The sequence below is a fragment of the Paenibacillus sp. FSL L8-0638 genome, from assembly GCF_038593075.1.
GTDB classification, from domain to species: Bacteria; Bacillota; Bacilli; order Paenibacillales; family Paenibacillaceae; genus Paenibacillus; species Paenibacillus polymyxa_D.
On record NZ_CP151960.1, the window covers coordinates 3,778,771 to 3,796,227 of the forward strand.

Below are 17,457 nucleotides of genomic sequence, written 5' to 3' on the forward strand. Positions count from 1 at the left end.
TGTGGCACCTCCTGACTCCAAAATGAATTTCGTTCTTTAAACACACTCTGTACATATTCAACAAACTCCATGCTTTCCCTCTTTTTTCTACAAATTTTTTAGAAGCCAATTTATGGTTGCAGTCACATAAAAATTTGAAGAAAAAAGAAGGAGGCAAGTCTATTACCCATAAAATCAATTCTAGCATTTTTTCACATCACTGAGTAGTATCTTTTTCTTGGCTCTCTTCACTCGTATCTGGTTTGAACGGAACGTAGGAATCCGCCTCCAACATGGTGATCAAACCTGGATCTTCTGTTTCTAGCACCTGATTCAAATAGCTGATTTTAGAATTCAGTAGAGAAACGGTTGTTATAACCTCAAACTGGGAACGTGTGTACATTTTGATGCGGTCCGGAAAAGAAGGAATCGGCGCAGGAATGATTTCCGAAATATCGGCAGTCCATTCCCCCGGAATGCGTGATAAAGCATCACACAGCTTTGCTTTGTACGGATCATCAGATTTCCATTTGGTCAAAATAGGCTTCTCAACGGCTATTCCGCTACTCCCCACGCCCACGCTTGTCCCATTCGCTAGAATAGCACGAAGGCTCCCGTCACTCTGCAACTCGTAAGCGACCGTAGCAAACTCTTTAATGTGAATAGCAATAATACCCGGAAACTGCTTGTCCACTGTGACTTGCTGTATCGATTGAATTTCCCGCAACTTCTCAGAGATGTCAGATGAACTGACTCCGAAATACTGATCTCCAACAGCCAGACCGCTTCGGTTAAGAAGCTGGTCTCGGGTCGAAAATACATTACCATCAAAACGAATTTCAGAAACCCGACTCAACGAAGAACGGAAAAAGAGAACAGCGAGCAATACGATAAACAACAAAATGAGAAGAATAGCAATCTTCCGGCTTGTTCTTTTTTTCGTTCTGTTCTTTTTAAGAACAGGTATTTGAGCATTTGGCATAGCTTCTCTCCACAAAAGCCTTTTGTCCCCCCGTTAATGGAGGGACATTACAGGCATTAATTTACGAAATCCAGTTGCTCCGGCACCGGAGACTGACGGCTCATTCGGGCACCCAGTCCCTGAAAAAGACGCTCGATCCGGTCATACCCCCTGTCAATATGATGAACCTGCTCGACAACGGTACGTCCTTGAGCCGCTAGACCCGCTATGACCAGCGCAGCCCCTGCCCGCAGATCGGTAGCCTCTACCGTAGCCCCGTACAGACGTGAAACTCCTCTTATAAAGGCAGCATTTGCATCAACCGTAATATCAGCACCCATTACATTTAGTTCATCCACATGTTTGAATCGGCTTTCGAAGACGGTCTCTTTCATGACACTGAATCCGTCCGCCAAAGAAAGCAGAACCATGACCTGAGATTGCAAATCCGTCGGAAAAGACGGGTAAGGGGAGGTAACGATCCTCTCCACTGCTTTGGGACGGCTCATACAACTTACGGTCATTATATCATTCAAGATGCCGACTTGAACACCAGCTCGCCTGAGGACATGAATCAGAGCAGACAAGTGGGATGGATTGCAGTGTGTCAACGACACACTTCCTCGTGTAGCTGCAGCTGCGATCATAACCGTTCCAGCAACTATGCGGTCAGGAATGACCTCATACGTACACGGATTGAGGCAACTGACCCCCGTAATTGTAATCGTGTCGGTTCCAGCACCGATAATGCGGGCTCCCATGGCATTCAAGAAGTTTTGTAAATCCTGAATCTCCGGTTCCCTCGCTGCATTGGTGATCGTTGTTCGTCCTTCAGCCAACGCAGCGGCCATCATAATATTTTCCGTTGCACCTACACTCGGGAAATCCATGTGGATGTCCGAGCCGATCAGCTTGTGGGCTCGAAACGTAATTTGCTCGTCTTTTTCCTCTATCTCTGCGCCAAGAGCTTTTAAGCCCTCTAGGTGAAGATCAATTTTGCGCTCGCCTATGGCACAGCCTCCGGGCTGGTAAATAGAAACTTCTCCATATCTGGCGAGCAGCGGTCCCATCAGAAAGATAGATGAGCGCATTTGCTTCATCAAATCTTCCGGAATTTGGAACGTTCGGACGGACGACGTATCCACGTATACCGTTTCCTCTTCATGTCGGCATGTACAGCCGAGTCTTTCAAGGATGTGCAGCATGACCTTAATGTCTAAAAGATGGGGCACATTCCGAATTTCTACCTTACCTTGTGCAAGTAAGCTCGCTGCAAGAATAGGTAGTGCCGCATTTTTTGCCCCATGGATACGTATGGTGCCTGACAGGGGACGGCCTCCCTCAATCACCAATTTGTCCAATGTATCACCTCCGAGTTTACCGCTCACCCACTACGAAAACCTCCGGAACTAGCTTGATGCCGGTTTGAGATGATATTGTACTTTGAATATGCTTCATTAGGGTAAGCACGTCCTCTGCTGTCGCTTGACCGGTATTTACAATGAAATTGGCATGCTGTACAGATACCTCTGCGCCTCCCGCCTTCAAGCCCTTGAGACCTGCGCTCTCAATAAGACGGGCAGCATAGTCTCCTGGAGGATTGCGGAACACGCTTCCTGCACAAGCTAACTGTAGCGGCTGAGTCAGCCGACGGCGGTCTTTAAAAGCCGCAAGCGCTGCTGAAATTTCCTCGCGGTCGCCCCGCTTCATCCGAAACACTGCCTCTGTCACCATTCCACGTTGCTCATGCAACACGGAGTGACGATAGCTGAAATGCATATTCTCGGCATCATACACAGCCAATTCCCCTGTATCCAGCACAATCTCAGCGGACTGGAATATTTGTGACACATCAGACCCATGGGCGCCGGCGTTCATGTAGACAGCCCCACCGACCGATCCTGGGATACCGCCAGCAAATTCAAGACCGGATAGGCCCTGTTTACTGGCCATAACGCACAGTTTGACCAGTGAAACGCCTCCTCCAGCAACGATCTGTTCATCTTCAAAATGAACATAATCAAATCCTGGTCCCAGCTTGATCACAAGTCCCCGTATCCCTTTGTCAGAGACGAGCATGTTGGAGCCCCGCCCCAACTGCATCCAGGGAATTCCGTGCTCGCTAGCCAGCTTCAAAACTCTTGCCAGCTGCTCTTTGGTATCCGGGATGACAAGTGCATCCGCAGGGCCTCCAATCTTCCATGTCGTATATTTGGACAGCGGCTCATGCTCCAGCACTTTTCCGATATCATGCTCCGCTAATAATGGCATCCATTGCTGCATTGTACTGAAACCTCCTTGTTGCTTGCCCCGCATGGTTATAAGGCTCTCACCTGACAACCGGCAGCCTGAGTGATGGTCACAATCTATAGGGTATCCTATGTAAATACCATCCGGTGTGTGACAACCGCCCAACTCTACGCTGCAAACTACCTTTTACGGGCAAGACGTTCCATTTCTTTTACTAAAATATCCGCTGAGTCAGGCTTGCCAAGCGCAGACGCCGACTCCGCCATGCGACTCCGCCATGCCGTATCCTTCATAATTCCCGCTATAGATTGAAACAGGGCCGGGCCACTCAGTTCCTTTTCTACAATCATGACGGATGCGCCTGCCTTTTCAAGGGTACGAGCATTAGCCTCCTGATGGTTATTCGTCACATTAGGTGATGGGATCAGAATGGACGGAATGCCGAGCGATGTAATCTCTGCCAAGAAGGACGCACCTGCGCGATTAACAATTAAAGAAGTACAGGCCAGCACCTCTGGCATATTGTGAATATAGGGAAGCACATGTAGATGATTGGGCAATGAGCCGATCTGATTCCGTATGCTATCCAGCGTTTGCTCATAATAAGATTCACCGGTTACATATACAAAATGGACGTCTTTCAGTTGCGAAAGTTGCGGAGCCATTGCAATCATGGCGTCATTAATGGCCTTCGCTCCCCTGCTGCCACCGACCACAAGGACAACTGAGCTGTCCATCGGAACCCCAATCGTAGCAAATCCCCGATCCCGGTTAGCCAAACGAACTGTTGTAGCACGCGGGTTCCCGGTGTAAAGTACATTTTTAGCTTTGGGAAAAGCTCCTTCTGAGCCTTCAAAGCTAACAGCCACTGTATCCACATAGCGACTCAGAAATGTATTAGTCAGCCCTGGAATTGCATTTTGCTCATGAATAATGCTGGGAATTCCCAACTTGGAAGCTGCATAAACGACGGGGCCACAAACATATCCCCCAGTTCCAATAACGACATCTGGCTTAAATTTCTTTAATAATGCTTTGGATCTGCGAACCCCTTTGAAAAAACGCATGATCGTTTTTATATTTTCCACAGACAAGCTGCGACGAAATCCTGTGATATCAATAGCCTCAAATGGAATTTTTTCCTGAGGGACCAACTTACTTTCGAGTCCTCGTTGACCGCCAATGTATAAAAATTCAGCGTCTGGATCACTCTCTTCGCACTGTCTGGCTACGGCCAACGCCGGATAAATATGCCCTCCGGTGCCGCCGCCGCTCAACACGACGCGCATAAACGTTCACCTCGCATAACGTGATAAATTTAGTAAAATGCCCAGAGCAGTTAGCATTAAGGTCAGAGAAGAACCTCCATAGCTGATTAAGGGCAGTGTTATTCCTGTCACCGGCATTAAACCGATAACGACACCAATATTAATGACGACCTGTACGGCGACCATTGCGACAATACCCACCGCAAGCAAACTACCATAGGTATCCGGAATGGTTATAGCGACACGCATTCCTCTCCACACGAGAACCAAAAAGAGCCCCAGCACCGTCATTCCACCGATAAAGCCAAGCTCCTCCGCCAAAATGGAAAAAATAAAATCAGTCTGCGGCTCAGGAACGTAGCTATATTTTTGTCGACTCATTCCGAGTCCCAAGCCCGCCAGCCCGCCAGGACCAATCGCATATAGCGATTGAATAATTTGATAGCCTGCGCCAAGCGGATCGGACCAAGGGTCCAGAAAAGCTGTGATGCGCTGGAGTCGATAAGGCGCAGCTGCAATCAGTGCAGCAAACCCCGCTGCTCCCGACAGAGCCAGCAGACCGAGATGCTTCATACGCGCGCCTGCCGTAAATACGATGAGCATGGACGCTCCCATCATTACCGTACCTGTGCCCAAATCGGGCTGGAGCATAATAAGCCCAAAAGCCAGTCCCATGAGTCCAAGCGGCGGCAACAGGCCGCGCGTAAAAGAGCTAATATCATAATCAGGACGACTGAGCCAACGAGCGAGAAAAAGAATCATACCCAGCTTCATAAACTCGGAAGGCTGAATGCCGAAAGAGCTAATACCGAGCCAGCTTCGTGCCCCGCCTCTTACTACACCAATGCCGGGAATTAATACGGCAACCAGCAGCGCTAGACAGATCAACAATACGACCTTGGCATATTTCTGCCAGACCCGGTAGTCCGTTCTGGCAGTAAAGTACATCGCTACTAGGCCGAGCCCCGCAAACAGCAATTGTCGCTTAACAAAATAGTAGGAGTCCCCGTACTCGTGAAAAGCGAGGACGGCGCCCGCACTATATACCATAACCATGCCGATGGCTAATAAGCTTACAATACAAACGAAAAGCCATAGATCCGGCGCTGGACGAGACTGCTTCATCAGGAGGCCACCCCTTGCATAAAAGTAGGGGCTTATCCAACCCCCCTACTTACAATTTATGCGCCGCCTCTTTAAAAATACGTCCACGCTCTTCATAGGATCGGAACATATCCCAGCTTGCACAAGCGGGTGAGAGTAATACCACATCTCCCGTCTCAGCAAATTCAGCTGCCTTGTTTACAGCCTCCACGAGCGTAGCGGCGGCATCCTCCCCATTATCGACGACCTTGACATGCTCTATTCCGGCCTGCTTGGCCCGCTCAGCCAGCTTATGCCGTGTCTCACCCAGGAGCACAACGGCTTTCACACCTTCCTGCAAGGAAGGTACGAGCTCTGTATAATCAGAGCCACGATCCAATCCTCCGGCAATGAGTACAATAGGCTGCTTAAAGGAAGATAAGGCCATCATTGTTGCTTTCGAATTGGTTGCTTTCGAATTATTGTAATAAGCTACACCAGCGTGTTCTAAAACATATTCAAGCCGATGTTCTACGCCGCGAAAAGTACTTAATGGTTCCGCCAAATTTGCTGGTTCTGCGCCTGCAGCAATGGCGATTGCGCAGGCAGCAAGAGCATTTTCTACGTTAAAACGACCCGGAAGTCCAATCTCAGCTATGCCTATAATGGGATGCAGCACACCATTTCCATCACGGTATACGATGCTACGTTCAATATCGTCCGTCACATCCGGTATGTATGGCGGATCAGCGAACAACCCTTCCTGCAAACGTTCTGTCATAGAGAACGGAAGCAGCTTCGCTTTTATATAGGGTACGAGCTCCCGGCAGACGGGGTCGTCCCAGTTCACCACCGCAGTATCCGCCGCCGTTTGATTGGCAAATAGACGCGCCTTGGATGCAACGTAGTCCTCCATGCCTCCGTGGTAGTCCAAATGGGTCTCTGCTACATTGAGCAGGCAGGCCACAGCGGGCTTGAAATCCTTTGTTCCTTTTAACTGAAAGCTGCTCAGCTCCACAACCATCCACTCATCCGACTTGGCGTCCACAGCCGCCTCACATAAGGGCGTACCGATATTACCAGCCACGATTGGATTCATGCCGGATGCCTCCAACAGCTTGCCTACCCAAGTGGTCGTGGTCGTCTTTCCGTTGGAGCCAGTAATTCCGATGATCGGAGCTTTACATAGATGGTAGGCGACCTCAACCTCGGTCACAACCTCAATGCCGAGCTCGACAGCTTTCTGTACGGGAGGGGCCGTATAAGGAATGCCTGGATTTTTGACAACCAGCTTCACTCCAGGATGAATCAACCCCTCTGGGTGACCCCCGCATAAAACGGAAATTCCCAAAGCCTCTAATTCAGAAGCTTCGGGACATTGTTCCCTATCTTTTTTATCATTGACTGTCAGCTTCGCTCCGGCCTGGTGCAGCACCTTGGCAACTTGCACGCCGCTTTTGGCCAGACCGATAATGACGACTTCCTGATCTCTATATGCGTCTGGATGGTTCATTGGTCTACAACCCCTTGTTGAGATAAAGTCCGAGTCCTGCCAACAGCAGTCCTACAGCCCAGAATGTAATAACTACGCGCCATTCGGACCAGCCGGACAGCTCGAAATGATGATGAATCGGGCTCATTTTGAAAATACGCTTGCCACGTGTTTTAAAGGAAGCTACCTGCAAGACCACGGACAGCATTTCAATTACGAATACACCGCCGATAATGAGAAACAAAATTTCGCTTTTCGTAACGATGGCAATGGCACCTATGGCGCCGCCGATTCCCAGCGAGCCTGTGTCACCCATAAACACCTTGGCAGGATGAGCATTATATACGAGAAATCCTAGTACAGCGCCAATCATAGCTGCTGAGCATACTGCTGCCGGAAGCGAGGTTGCCTGAATCGCGACAATGGCATAAGCAGCAAAGGCAATGGCACTTGTACCGGACAGCAGCCCGTCCAGCCCATCCGTGAAATTGACAGCGTTGCTAATTGCCAGCATCATGATAATAATGAACGGATAATAGAACCAGCCGCCCCAATCAAATGACCATGACGTTCCAGGGATGCCGATCGCAGTACTATGATCATTGCTAAGCAGAAGCCAGCACATGATCGCGCCAAACAATAATTGTCCAAACAGCTTTTGACGCGCCGTCAGGCCTAACGAGCGTTTGAATACAATTTTGATATAGTCGTCCAAAAAGCCGATCAGCCCAAAGCCGAGTGTAGCAACCAGCAGAACGTAAAAGTCCGTATTTTTGATAGCTGAAAACTTAAGAAAGGTCAGCGTAAAAGCCACCAGAATCACGATACCGCCCATTGTAGGCGTACCTATCTTTTTAAGATGGCTTTGTGGCCCGTCATCCCGGACCTGCTGGCCAAATTTCATTCGCCGCAGCAGCGGAATGAGCAGTGGAGCGGCAATGACCGCCAGTATAAACGATACGACGATCGTCAGCAGTAATAATTGAATATCCATGGGAGTCTCCCTCTCGTCAACATCAGTTCTGTAGCGGACCGTTTTTCAGCGCATCCACAATTTCTTCTAGTCGCATCCCCCTGGATGCCTTAACCAGCACAATATCATTGGCGTGGAGATGAACCCGCAAATGCTGGATCAACTCTTGCTTATCTGTATAAGCGTGCACGTTAACAGCTGGCATCAACCCTTGCGTGCCCTGTGCAATCGAAGTGCCTAACGCACCGTAGGTAAACAGTACCTCTACGTCGTGCTTTGCCGCGAAAATTCCAATTTCCTCATGGAATTGCTTTTCCTCAGGTCCCAGCTCCAGCATGTCACCAAGTACGGCGACTTTACGTCCGTCCGTTTTATACGCAGACAACGTCTGAATTGCAGCCTTCATTGAAGCCGGACTGGCATTATAAGCATCGTTTAGCACAGTAAGTCCATTAGGACAGTTCACGACCTCAATGCGCATGCCCGTCAGTTTTAAAGACGACAACCCTTTACGTATATGGTCTGCATCGACATTGAAATGACGCGCTACCGCCAGTGCTGCCAAACCATTTACAACATTGTGCTGTCCAAGCAAGGGAAGTCGGAAAGCCTCTTTGCCAGATTGGGCTGTTATGAATAAGCTACCTTCTCCATCCGAAGTGATTTCAGTTGGATAGTCATCGTTGCCTGCAGCTAGCCCGAACGTAAATAATTTTAAACCTTCAGGCTTGACCGTTTCAGACTCCGCCAACACTTGTGAAAGCAGTGGTTCATCCCCGTTGTAGATCAGCAAACCACCGGGCTTAAGGCCACTTGTGATTTCCAACTTTGCACGAGCGATTTCCGCACGAGAACCAAGCTGCAGCAAGTGCGATTCGCCTATGTTCGTTATGATAGCTACATCTGGTTGGGCAATATTAGCCAGCAGACGAATCTCTCCACGTCCACTCATGCCCATCTCCAGAATGAGAATATCTGTATCCCGCGGCATGGACAGTACCGTTAAAGGCAAACCGATATGATTGTTATAATTCCCTTCGGTTTTGTGTACTTTAAAAGTCGTGCCCAGCAGAGCGTTTACGATGTCTTTCGTTGTCGTCTTGCCGTTGCTTCCCGTGATCCCAACGACAGAAACGCCAGTTTCGCGTAAGTATGCAGCTGCTAGATGCTGAAGGGCTTCTAACGTATCCTCTACCTCAATAGCGTTCTCAGCCGGAGGTACGCCATGATCCTTTTGCCATAAAAATGCAGCTGCACCTGCCTCACTTACGATCTGCTGCACATAATTATGCCCATCAAATCGTTCGCCCACGAGTGGAACAAACAACCCTTGGCTCTGCGGCCTGCGAGAATCTGTAAAAACGCCTTCGACTATCTGTTCGGCGTCCGCTTCTCCGTGAAGTGTTCCTTCACACATAGATGCAATCTGACCGATTGTTCTTTTCATCACTTGGATAAACCCCTTATCGCTTCTTTGGCTACGATGCGGTCATCGAATTCATGCACCGTTTTTCCGATCAACTGGTAAGTCTCATGACCTTTTCCCGCAATCAATACTACATCGTCAGGGCTTGCCATTTCAACAGCTTTATGAATTGCAGTTCTGCGATCCACGATCAATTCGTATCGTTCTGCGGGTATACCTTCGTCAATCAGCCCTTGTTCGATGTCTTTCAAAATCACTTTCGGGTCCTCTGTTCGCGGATTGTCGGAAGTAATAAACGAATGATCACTGTAACGCGCAGCAATTTTCCCCATCAACGGACGTTTCGTACGATCCCGGTCACCGCCGCATCCAAATACACACCATACTTTACCGACCGCAAATTCCTTTACGGTGCGAAGGACATTTTCCAATCCGTCCGGTGTATGGGCATAGTCTACAATAACAGCAAAGGGCTGACCCGCATCTACAGGCTCTACCCGCCCATCTACGCCTGCGATAGACTCTAGACTCCTCTTGATATCCGCCAGCGAAATTCCCTCCAGCAGAGCTGCGGTAATGGCCGCCAGTGCGTTGTACACATTGAACTTGCCCACCATTCGAAGCTCAATATCGGTATCTCCTTTAAAAGTGGACACATGGAAGAAGGTTCCCTTGGCACCAATAGTGATACGAGATGCCTGCACATCAGATTCCTTTTCCACGCCGTATGTAATCACTTGGGCCGCAGTTTGAGCCTGCAAATAGGAAGAAGCCGGATCGTCTACATTCAGAACAGCATATTTGCTATCTGATGCATCGCGCGAGAAAGCATTTCCCAACCTAGAGAACAAAAGTCCTTTTGCAGCACGGTACTCCTCCATTGTGTTGTGGTAGTCCAGGTGGTCCTGCGTCAGGTTTGTAAATATAGCTGTGCGAAAATCAGTTCCCTTGACGCGACCCTGCTCCAACGCATGTGAGGATACTTCCATGACACAGCATTGAACCCCCTGCTCTGCCATATTTCCCAGATAACGTTGAAGTTCCACCGCTTCGGGCGTAGTGCCAGACATTGGATAAGACTGACCACCGTAACGCATTTGAATCGTACCAATCAGTCCGGTGTTCACCCCGGCGTCCTTCATGATCTTTTCAATCAGATAAGTTATCGTTGTTTTACCGTTGGTTCCGGTTATGCCGATCATGCGCATGCGTCGGCTCGGTGAATCAAACATATAATCCGCCAAAACCGCCATGGCATGTCGTGCATCCTTAACTACAAGCTGCGGAACAGGTACATCCAGTTCCCGTTCAACGACCAAAGCTGCCGCTCCGGACGCAATTGCCTGCTCAGCATAGTCATGTCCGTCCACTGTAAAACCTGGCAGACACAGAAATAAATCTCCCGGTTGCACTCGACGTGAATCCGCCCCGATTCCTCGGCAATCCACTGTACCGTCACCCACGACACGGGAGACGGCCAGCAGTGAAGCCAATTGTTGAAGCTGCATCTTTCATTCCTCCATTGCTCTCTCGTTATTCATAGTATGGTATAAAATGAACCTATCAATCCCCCATGTAAATACGGATCGTTGATCCCCGCTCCAATCTGGAGCCCGGCTTCGGCGCCTGACTCACGACCGTCTTGCCTGACCCAGATTTTACGAGCATAAAGTTCATATTCATATCTTCGTACAAATCAGCTGCAGTAGCACCTACCAGATCAGGTACCGTTTCGATCGGATTTTCTCCATACTTGTACTCTTTGGCAATTTGATTGGTGCGAGGTGGTATTTTTAAGGCAATCAGCGCGTCCTTTAAAATATTTTGCACGATTGGCGCAGCAACAACCCCGCCGAATTGAATGCCCTTCGGGTTATCGACAGCGGTATAGACGACGATTTGCGGATCATCTGCCGGTGCAAAACCAATAAAGGATACAATATGCTCCGAGGAAGAATAACGCCCGTTAATCACCTTTTGTGCTGTCCCCGTTTTACCTCCCACCCGGTAGCCTTCAATAAAAGCAGGACGACCTGTACCTTTAGCAACGACACTTTCCAGCGCTTCCCTTACCTGTCGGGAGGTGTCCTCTGAAATGACCCTACGTACCAGTTCTGGTTCTACTTTTTCCAGCACTTTTCCGGTTCCCGGCTGAACCCAACCTTTTGTAATGTGAGGCTTATAAAGATTACCGCCATTGATTGCCGCTGATACAGCCGTAACCTGCTGGATCGGGGTGACAGACACCCCTTGACCAAAAGCGGTCGTCGCCAGTTCTACAGGACCGACCTGAGGTAGCTTGAACAAAATGCCATTGCCCTCACCAATCATGTCGATCCCCGTTTTGCTGCCGAAGCCGAAATTGCGAATGTACTTGAACAGTGTTTCTTTGCCTAACCGCTGCCCCAATGTTACAAAACCAGGGTTGCAAGAATTCTCCACCACTTGAAGGAAAGTTTGGCTCCCATGTCCGCCTTTCTTCCAGCAACGCAGGCGTGCTCCACCGACTTCAATATATCCCGGATCAAAAAAACGGTCATTTTTGAGATTGACCTTCTTTTCTTCCAAGGCAGCCGCCAATGTAATAATTTTAAAAGTAGACCCAGGTTCATATGTCATCCAGATAGGCAGATTTCGATTGTAGATTTCAGGCGCATATTGCTTGTATAGCGCTGGCTCATAGCTTGGTCGTCCAGCCATGCCTAATATTTCACCCGTCTTGGGGTTCATAGCTATAGACAACGCGGACTTCGCCTGAAATTTGACCATGGCTTGGTCAAGCTCCCGCTCCATAATGGACTGCACAGACTTATCAATGGTTAATTGTAAATTCAGTCCATCCTTCGGTTCAATGTATTTTTCGGAAGAACCTGGCATCAGACGACCACCTGCATCTGATAAATATGCAATACTTCCGTCAATTCCCCGAAGCTTACTGTTTTGCTGCTTCTCTACGCCTGTCAGCCCTTGATTATCAATTCCTGTAAACCCAAGAATATGAGCGGCTAGATCACCATAAGGGTAATAACGTTTGTTGTCTTCAGCAACAACGATACCCGGCAGCTTCAAATCACGAATTTGCTGCGCTTTCTCCATCGTAATTTTTCGTCCGCCGGGCTGAAGTTTTTGGCTTGCTGTTCGTTTGGTAATCAGCTTGAGCACTTTATCCTCACTCATATCCAGCAAGGGCGCCAGCCTGCGTGCCGTTTCTTCCGGCTTCTTAATCTGTACTGGTATCGCCATGACTGTGGGCGAACTGACATTGTAGGTCAGTGCCGTACCCTGCCGATCCAAAATTTCGCCACGCTTGGCGGCAAATGGAATATTGCGGCGCCACGAATCCTCAGCCTTGGCCGAGAGCTCGCCTCCTTTACCCAATTGAACATAGGCGAGCCGGATCGACAAGGCCGCAAACAGTACAAATAATCCCATTAGCCCCCATACCAGCCTTCGCCGCATGGTCACGTTAGATTTTTTCAAACGCGCTCCCTCCGTTCCTCAAATACTCATGACATGTCTTACCTCATGAATATTCAAAAGAACGAACATTAGAACAAGCTATCAGTTATCCTCGCCTTTAATCTCAGCAGCACTTTTCTCATCTGCAACAGCCGATATTCCTCTCTTAGGAGCTCCCGCGTCTGTTCCAGCTTCGGCAGTAGTACCGGATTCGTTTTTATTATCGGCCTCCGTTTTTGTTGCGCTCCCAATCTGGTTAGCTGCAACTCCATTGGTCGAGTCCTGTGTTTCCTCCGGTTTCACTCCGGTCACCGTTTCTTTGGCCGGCTGAAGCATCACACTGACGATTCGCTTTCCATTTACCATTTGCGCCTTTTGAGAGACGACATAACCTTCGCCGCTTACCTGCACACCAACCCTCATAAGGGTTAGAACTTGAAGTGTGTCACGCAACGAAACACCTGTAAAATCAGGAATAGTCATGTTAGCACTATCCTCAGTCAGCAAGTAAATGCGTTGTCCGGGTTTCATTTTGACGCCTGCTTCAGGATACTGGCGAACAATTTTGGAGCCTTTGCCTACCGTTTCATAGGCAATCCCCTGTTTGAGCAATGCGTTTTGCGCATCCTTCTTCACCTGACCCGTTAATTGTGGTACCGTTGGTAAATTCACTGTTTTTACAACAGCGCCACCTGATTTATTCGTTTTAGTTCCCGTTTTTGGAACACCCATATATTGCAACGATTGGGATACGATTTTTTTAAATACAGGCGCTGCTGCTGTACCGCCGCCTACCGATTTGTTAGGTTCGTCCATAACAACCAAAACAGCCATTTTCGGATCATTTACCGGTGCAAAACCTATAAAGGACACGACATCCTTCGAATGGTCATATACTTTTCCAACGACCTTCGTCGCTGTACCTGTTTTACCAGCTACACGATATCCGTCGATATAAGCAAGGCGTCCCGTACCAATTTCCTGGTCAGACACAACCTGCTCCAGATAGCTACTTGTCTGAGCTGCAGATTCCTGAGTAATCACTTGGCGGATTTCCTTTGGCTGAATCGTCTGCACTTCGCCTGTATCTGGGTTTATAATTTCCTTTACCAGATGAGGCTGCATCAGCTTCCCCCCGTTAGCAATTGCCGAGATGGCAGCTACCTGCTGGATTGGCGTCACCTGGACACGTCCGTGTCCATATGAAGCCGTTGCGACCTCGGATTTGTACTGGGTATGGAATGTGATAGCTCCGGTAGACTCACTCGGAAGATCAATACCCGTTTTCACCCCGAAACCAAAGTTATTAATATATTTCTTCAGCCTTTCGCCACCCAACTTATCCAGCCCCAGATGGACAAAGCCGACGTTACTTGAACGCTTGACCCCCTGAAGATAAGTTAACGTTCCCCAGTTACGGCTTACGTCACGAATATCCCAACCTCCGACCCGAATCATACCAGATTGGTAGGATTCATTCGGATTGAATACCTTTTCTTGAACCGCGGCAGCCAAGGTCACAATCTTAAACGTGGAGCCCGGCTCGTAGATGGACTGAGTAGCATTATTACGGAAATATTCCAAAGGTGTACTCCCATATGTATTGGGATTAAAATTCGGGTAGGTCGCCATACCGAGGACATCCATCGTTTTGGGATCAGCCGCTACCACAGTCATCGTTTTCGGATTGTATTTTGCAATAGCTTCCTGCATGGCGTCCTCTATATAATACTGAATCGTATCGTCAATCGTCAGCTTTAAATTTTTACCATTTTGTGCCGGCTCATAGACACTTCCCGATCCTTGAAGAGGAACTCCCTTCCGATCCCGCTGATACAGAAGCTTTCCAGCCGTCCCCGAGAGCTCTTTATTATAATAAGCTTCCAACCCCATACCTGCTGTGCCATCTTTTCTTTGATAGCCAAGAACATGGGAAGCCAGCTTATTTTCTGGATAATAGCGTTTGGATTCTTGAACAGTGTCCACAGCTCCAATTACTTGATACTTATCCTTCAAATACTCTTTGAACGTATCCACTTGTGCCTTGACCTCAGGATCTACCTTCCAGCCTCCATTGCGGATCTCGCGGTTTTTTAAGTAGTTCCCCGCTTTATCCTTTGCAGAAAGATGCCTTCTCAGCTCATCCTCAGGTGTTTTGAGTAATTGGTGTAGCTTAGCTACAACCTCATTCTCCAAATCATACTCCTGAATGATGGTAGGATTGACAACTACCGTATAAGCCGGTGCATCCGTAGCCAATACGTTTCCTTTACGATCCGTAATGGTTCCACGCTTGGGCTGAATCACCTGATCTTTTTCCACTTGAGTAACTACCAGGTTATGCCAGTACTCCCCGCTCACAACTTGAATCCAAAATACCTTAAGTAGCAGAACAAGAAAAAAGAGGGTAATACATCCCCCTATCAGCAGTGTACGAAGCTTTATTCTTTTGACCATAGCTCAAACCTCTCTGCAAAAAAATGTACGTCAGAGCATAGCTTGATGCTATGCCCTTAACTATTTGGCAGCCTGCTTTTCCACACGAATGGGCTCTCTTGTTGGTTCGATATATCCCTGTTCCTTTGCAGTCGGCACGATCTGATTTTCCAGACGCTCCTTTTGAATCTTCAGTTGGGCGATATTGGTCTGTAATTTGGAAATGTCCTTGCTTGCCGTATTAATCGAATAATTGATTTGATAAATGTGAGCGTACCTGCCAATCAACATACCAGCAATGACAATGCACGCTACAAGTGTCAATAGATACAGCAGCTTTTCTCGAATCGGCAGCTCTCTGCGGCGTGTAACGACTTTGGTGGTCTCACGATACCGTTGTTGCTGAACCTGTTCCTGACGGGCTCTTTCTTTTACAGCCAAATTACCGCGTGTATAAGCCATGTCGCCTCTCCTTCTCCATTAAATTTACAATTTTTCGGCAACTCTCAGCTTCGCTGACCGGGACCGTGGATTAAGCTCCAATTCCTGCTCTGACGCCACAATCGGCTTACGATTCACCAGCTTCAGATCGCCTATCATTTTGTCCTCCAAAATAGGCAAATCAGATGGATAGATGCTTTTCGCCAAATACTCCTTGAAAATATGCTTGCATATCCGATCCTCCAGAGAATGGAATGTAATGACCGAAATTCTGCCTCCTGGAGCCAGACATCTTATTGCCTGATGCAAAGTATCTTCTAGTGCACCCAACTCATCATTTACAGCGATCCGCAAAGCCTGGAAACTGCGTTTAGCCGGATGTCCCCCGGTTCTGCGTGCCGCAGCCGGAATTCCTTCTTTGATAATATCGACAAGTTCCCCTGTTGTGTGAATAGGCTTGTTCAATCGACGTTCAATCATGATCTTTGCGATCCGCCGTGAAAACTTCTCTTCTCCGTAATGAAACAAAATACGTGCAATCTCTGCTTCCGACCATTCATTGACAATTTCGTAAGCCGTAAGCGAGCTACTCTGATCCATCCGCATATCAAGCGGCGCATCATGATTGTAACTAAATCCCCGTTCCCCCTCATCGAACTGGGGCGAGGACACACCCAGATCGAACAAAATACCCTGGACCTGCGGGACGCCGTCTTTTTCGGGCAATCCCAATTCAGTCAGCTTGTCCTGCAAGTGGCGGAAGTTAGATTTCACTAATGAAATCTTTCCTTCATAGGCTGACAGCTTCTCTCGCGCATTGTTCAATGCCCAGTCGTCCTGATCAAAGGCAATGAGCCTTCCCTCAGGGCCAAGCTGTGATGCAATGACGGAACTGTGTCCTGCCCCTCCCAACGTGCAGTCCACATAAATCCCGTCCTGCCTGATGTTTAGTGCCTGTGTTGCTTCTTCTTTGAGTACGGTAATGTGGTGAAACAAACGGCTGACCTCCTAAATTACAATTCAAAGTTGAAATCAACCAATTTCTCAGCAATGTCGTTAAATGCTTCCTCTGATTGGTTGAAATATTGCTCCCAAGTGTGCTTGCTCCAAATCTCTACACGGGTGGACACTCCCAATACGACGCACTCTTTAGTAAGCTTGGCGTATTCGCACAAATTCCCCGGTAAATTTACCCTGCCCTGTTTGTCCAATTCGCATTCAGTCGCCCCCGAGAAAAAAAAACGGGTAAACGCCCGCGCATCGGCCTTCATCAGAGGCAGTGCTTTAAGTTTTTTCTCCATGACAGCCCACTCATCCATAGGATACACGAAGAGGCATTGGTCCAGCCCGCGGGTAACCACGAACGAGGCACCGAGAAGTTCACGAAACTTGGCCGGTACAGTAAGCCGACCCTTCTCATCAATGCTATGTTGGAACTCCCCCATAAACATTGGTTTCGTCACCCCTTACCCCATTCTCCCACTTTGGCCCACTTTCCACCACCTAAGCATAATAGATTCGCTTTAAAAAATCAAAGACCTCTTTTTCATTACCAAAAAGTGATAGAAGCTGGATCCATAGCATTATGTCTGTTATTGTAGCCCTGCGTCATAAGATACAAAAAAGCCCCTTATCCCATGAAGCCGGCACCCGACAATATGCATCAGGTTTCGAAACCACACGGAATAA

At 48.4% G+C, this 17,457-nt stretch carries 14 protein-coding genes; all 14 read right to left on the reverse strand.

The window, feature by feature from the left end; translation table 11 throughout:
- Positions 1-196: 196 nt before the first annotated feature.
- Positions 197-961, reverse strand: a complete 765-nt coding sequence (locus tag MKY35_RS16840; protein ID WP_069010282.1) for an FtsQ-type POTRA domain-containing protein — start codon at positions 959-961, stop codon at positions 197-199.
- A 56-nt stretch (positions 962-1,017) separates the two neighbouring features.
- The gene (murA, locus tag MKY35_RS16845) at positions 1,018-2,328 is read right to left on the reverse strand and encodes a UDP-N-acetylglucosamine 1-carboxyvinyltransferase (protein WP_176715673.1); all 1,311 of its coding nucleotides are present in this window, start codon (positions 2,326-2,328) and stop codon (positions 1,018-1,020) included.
- Entirely contained in the window at positions 2,318-3,223 is a 906-nt protein-coding gene (murB, locus tag MKY35_RS16850) for a UDP-N-acetylmuramate dehydrogenase (RefSeq protein ID WP_029517752.1), read from the reverse strand. Before murB ends, murA begins: the two co-directional genes overlap by 11 nt.
- A 146-nt stretch (positions 3,224-3,369) precedes the next feature.
- A complete protein-coding gene (murG, locus tag MKY35_RS16855; protein ID WP_342444298.1) occupies positions 3,370-4,479 on the reverse strand; it encodes an undecaprenyldiphospho-muramoylpentapeptide beta-N-acetylglucosaminyltransferase in 1,110 nt (369 codons plus the stop codon).
- 6 nt (positions 4,480-4,485) lie between these two features.
- The gene (gene spoVE, locus MKY35_RS16860) at positions 4,486-5,583 is read right to left on the reverse strand and encodes a stage V sporulation protein E (protein WP_029517754.1); all 1,098 of its coding nucleotides are present in this window, start codon (positions 5,581-5,583) and stop codon (positions 4,486-4,488) included.
- Between the two features lie 49 nt (positions 5,584-5,632).
- Positions 5,633-7,054, reverse strand: coding sequence for a UDP-N-acetylmuramoyl-L-alanine--D-glutamate ligase (murD, locus tag MKY35_RS16865; protein WP_039272249.1), 1,422 nt, complete (start codon positions 7,052-7,054; stop codon positions 5,633-5,635).
- Between the two features lie 4 nt (positions 7,055-7,058).
- Positions 7,059-8,027: a phospho-N-acetylmuramoyl-pentapeptide-transferase gene (mraY, locus tag MKY35_RS16870; protein ID WP_013311092.1), complete on the reverse strand. Its 969-nt coding sequence runs from the start codon at positions 8,025-8,027 to the stop codon at positions 7,059-7,061.
- A gap of 22 nt (positions 8,028-8,049) precedes the next feature.
- Complete coding sequence (gene murF / locus MKY35_RS16875; protein WP_342446662.1) at positions 8,050-9,453, reverse strand: UDP-N-acetylmuramoyl-tripeptide--D-alanyl-D-alanine ligase; 1,404 nt, start codon at positions 9,451-9,453, stop codon at positions 8,050-8,052.
- Positions 9,453-10,940 carry a UDP-N-acetylmuramoyl-L-alanyl-D-glutamate--2,6-diaminopimelate ligase gene (locus MKY35_RS16880; RefSeq protein WP_342444299.1) on the reverse strand — a complete coding sequence of 496 codons (1,488 nt, stop codon included), beginning with the start codon at positions 10,938-10,940 and terminating at the stop codon, positions 9,453-9,455. Before MKY35_RS16880 ends, murF begins: the two co-directional genes overlap by 1 nt.
- 55 nt (positions 10,941-10,995) lie before the next feature.
- Positions 10,996-12,912, reverse strand: a complete 1,917-nt coding sequence (locus MKY35_RS16885) for a stage V sporulation protein D (protein ID WP_025721601.1) — start codon at positions 12,910-12,912, stop codon at positions 10,996-10,998.
- Between the two features lie 81 nt (positions 12,913-12,993).
- The gene (locus MKY35_RS16890; RefSeq protein WP_342444300.1) at positions 12,994-15,348 is read right to left on the reverse strand and encodes a penicillin-binding transpeptidase domain-containing protein; all 2,355 of its coding nucleotides are present in this window, start codon (positions 15,346-15,348) and stop codon (positions 12,994-12,996) included.
- A 60-nt stretch (positions 15,349-15,408) separates the two neighbouring features.
- Positions 15,409-15,789: a hypothetical protein gene (locus MKY35_RS16895; protein ID WP_029517759.1), complete on the reverse strand. Its 381-nt coding sequence runs from the start codon at positions 15,787-15,789 to the stop codon at positions 15,409-15,411.
- Between the two features lie 24 nt (positions 15,790-15,813).
- A complete protein-coding gene (rsmH, locus tag MKY35_RS16900; RefSeq protein ID WP_023989455.1) occupies positions 15,814-16,764 on the reverse strand; it encodes a 16S rRNA (cytosine(1402)-N(4))-methyltransferase RsmH in 951 nt (316 codons plus the stop codon).
- Positions 16,765-16,781: 17 nt separating this feature from the next.
- Complete coding sequence (gene mraZ, locus MKY35_RS16905; protein WP_013311099.1) at positions 16,782-17,219, reverse strand: division/cell wall cluster transcriptional repressor MraZ; 438 nt, start codon at positions 17,217-17,219, stop codon at positions 16,782-16,784.
- Positions 17,220-17,457 lie beyond the last annotated feature (238 nt).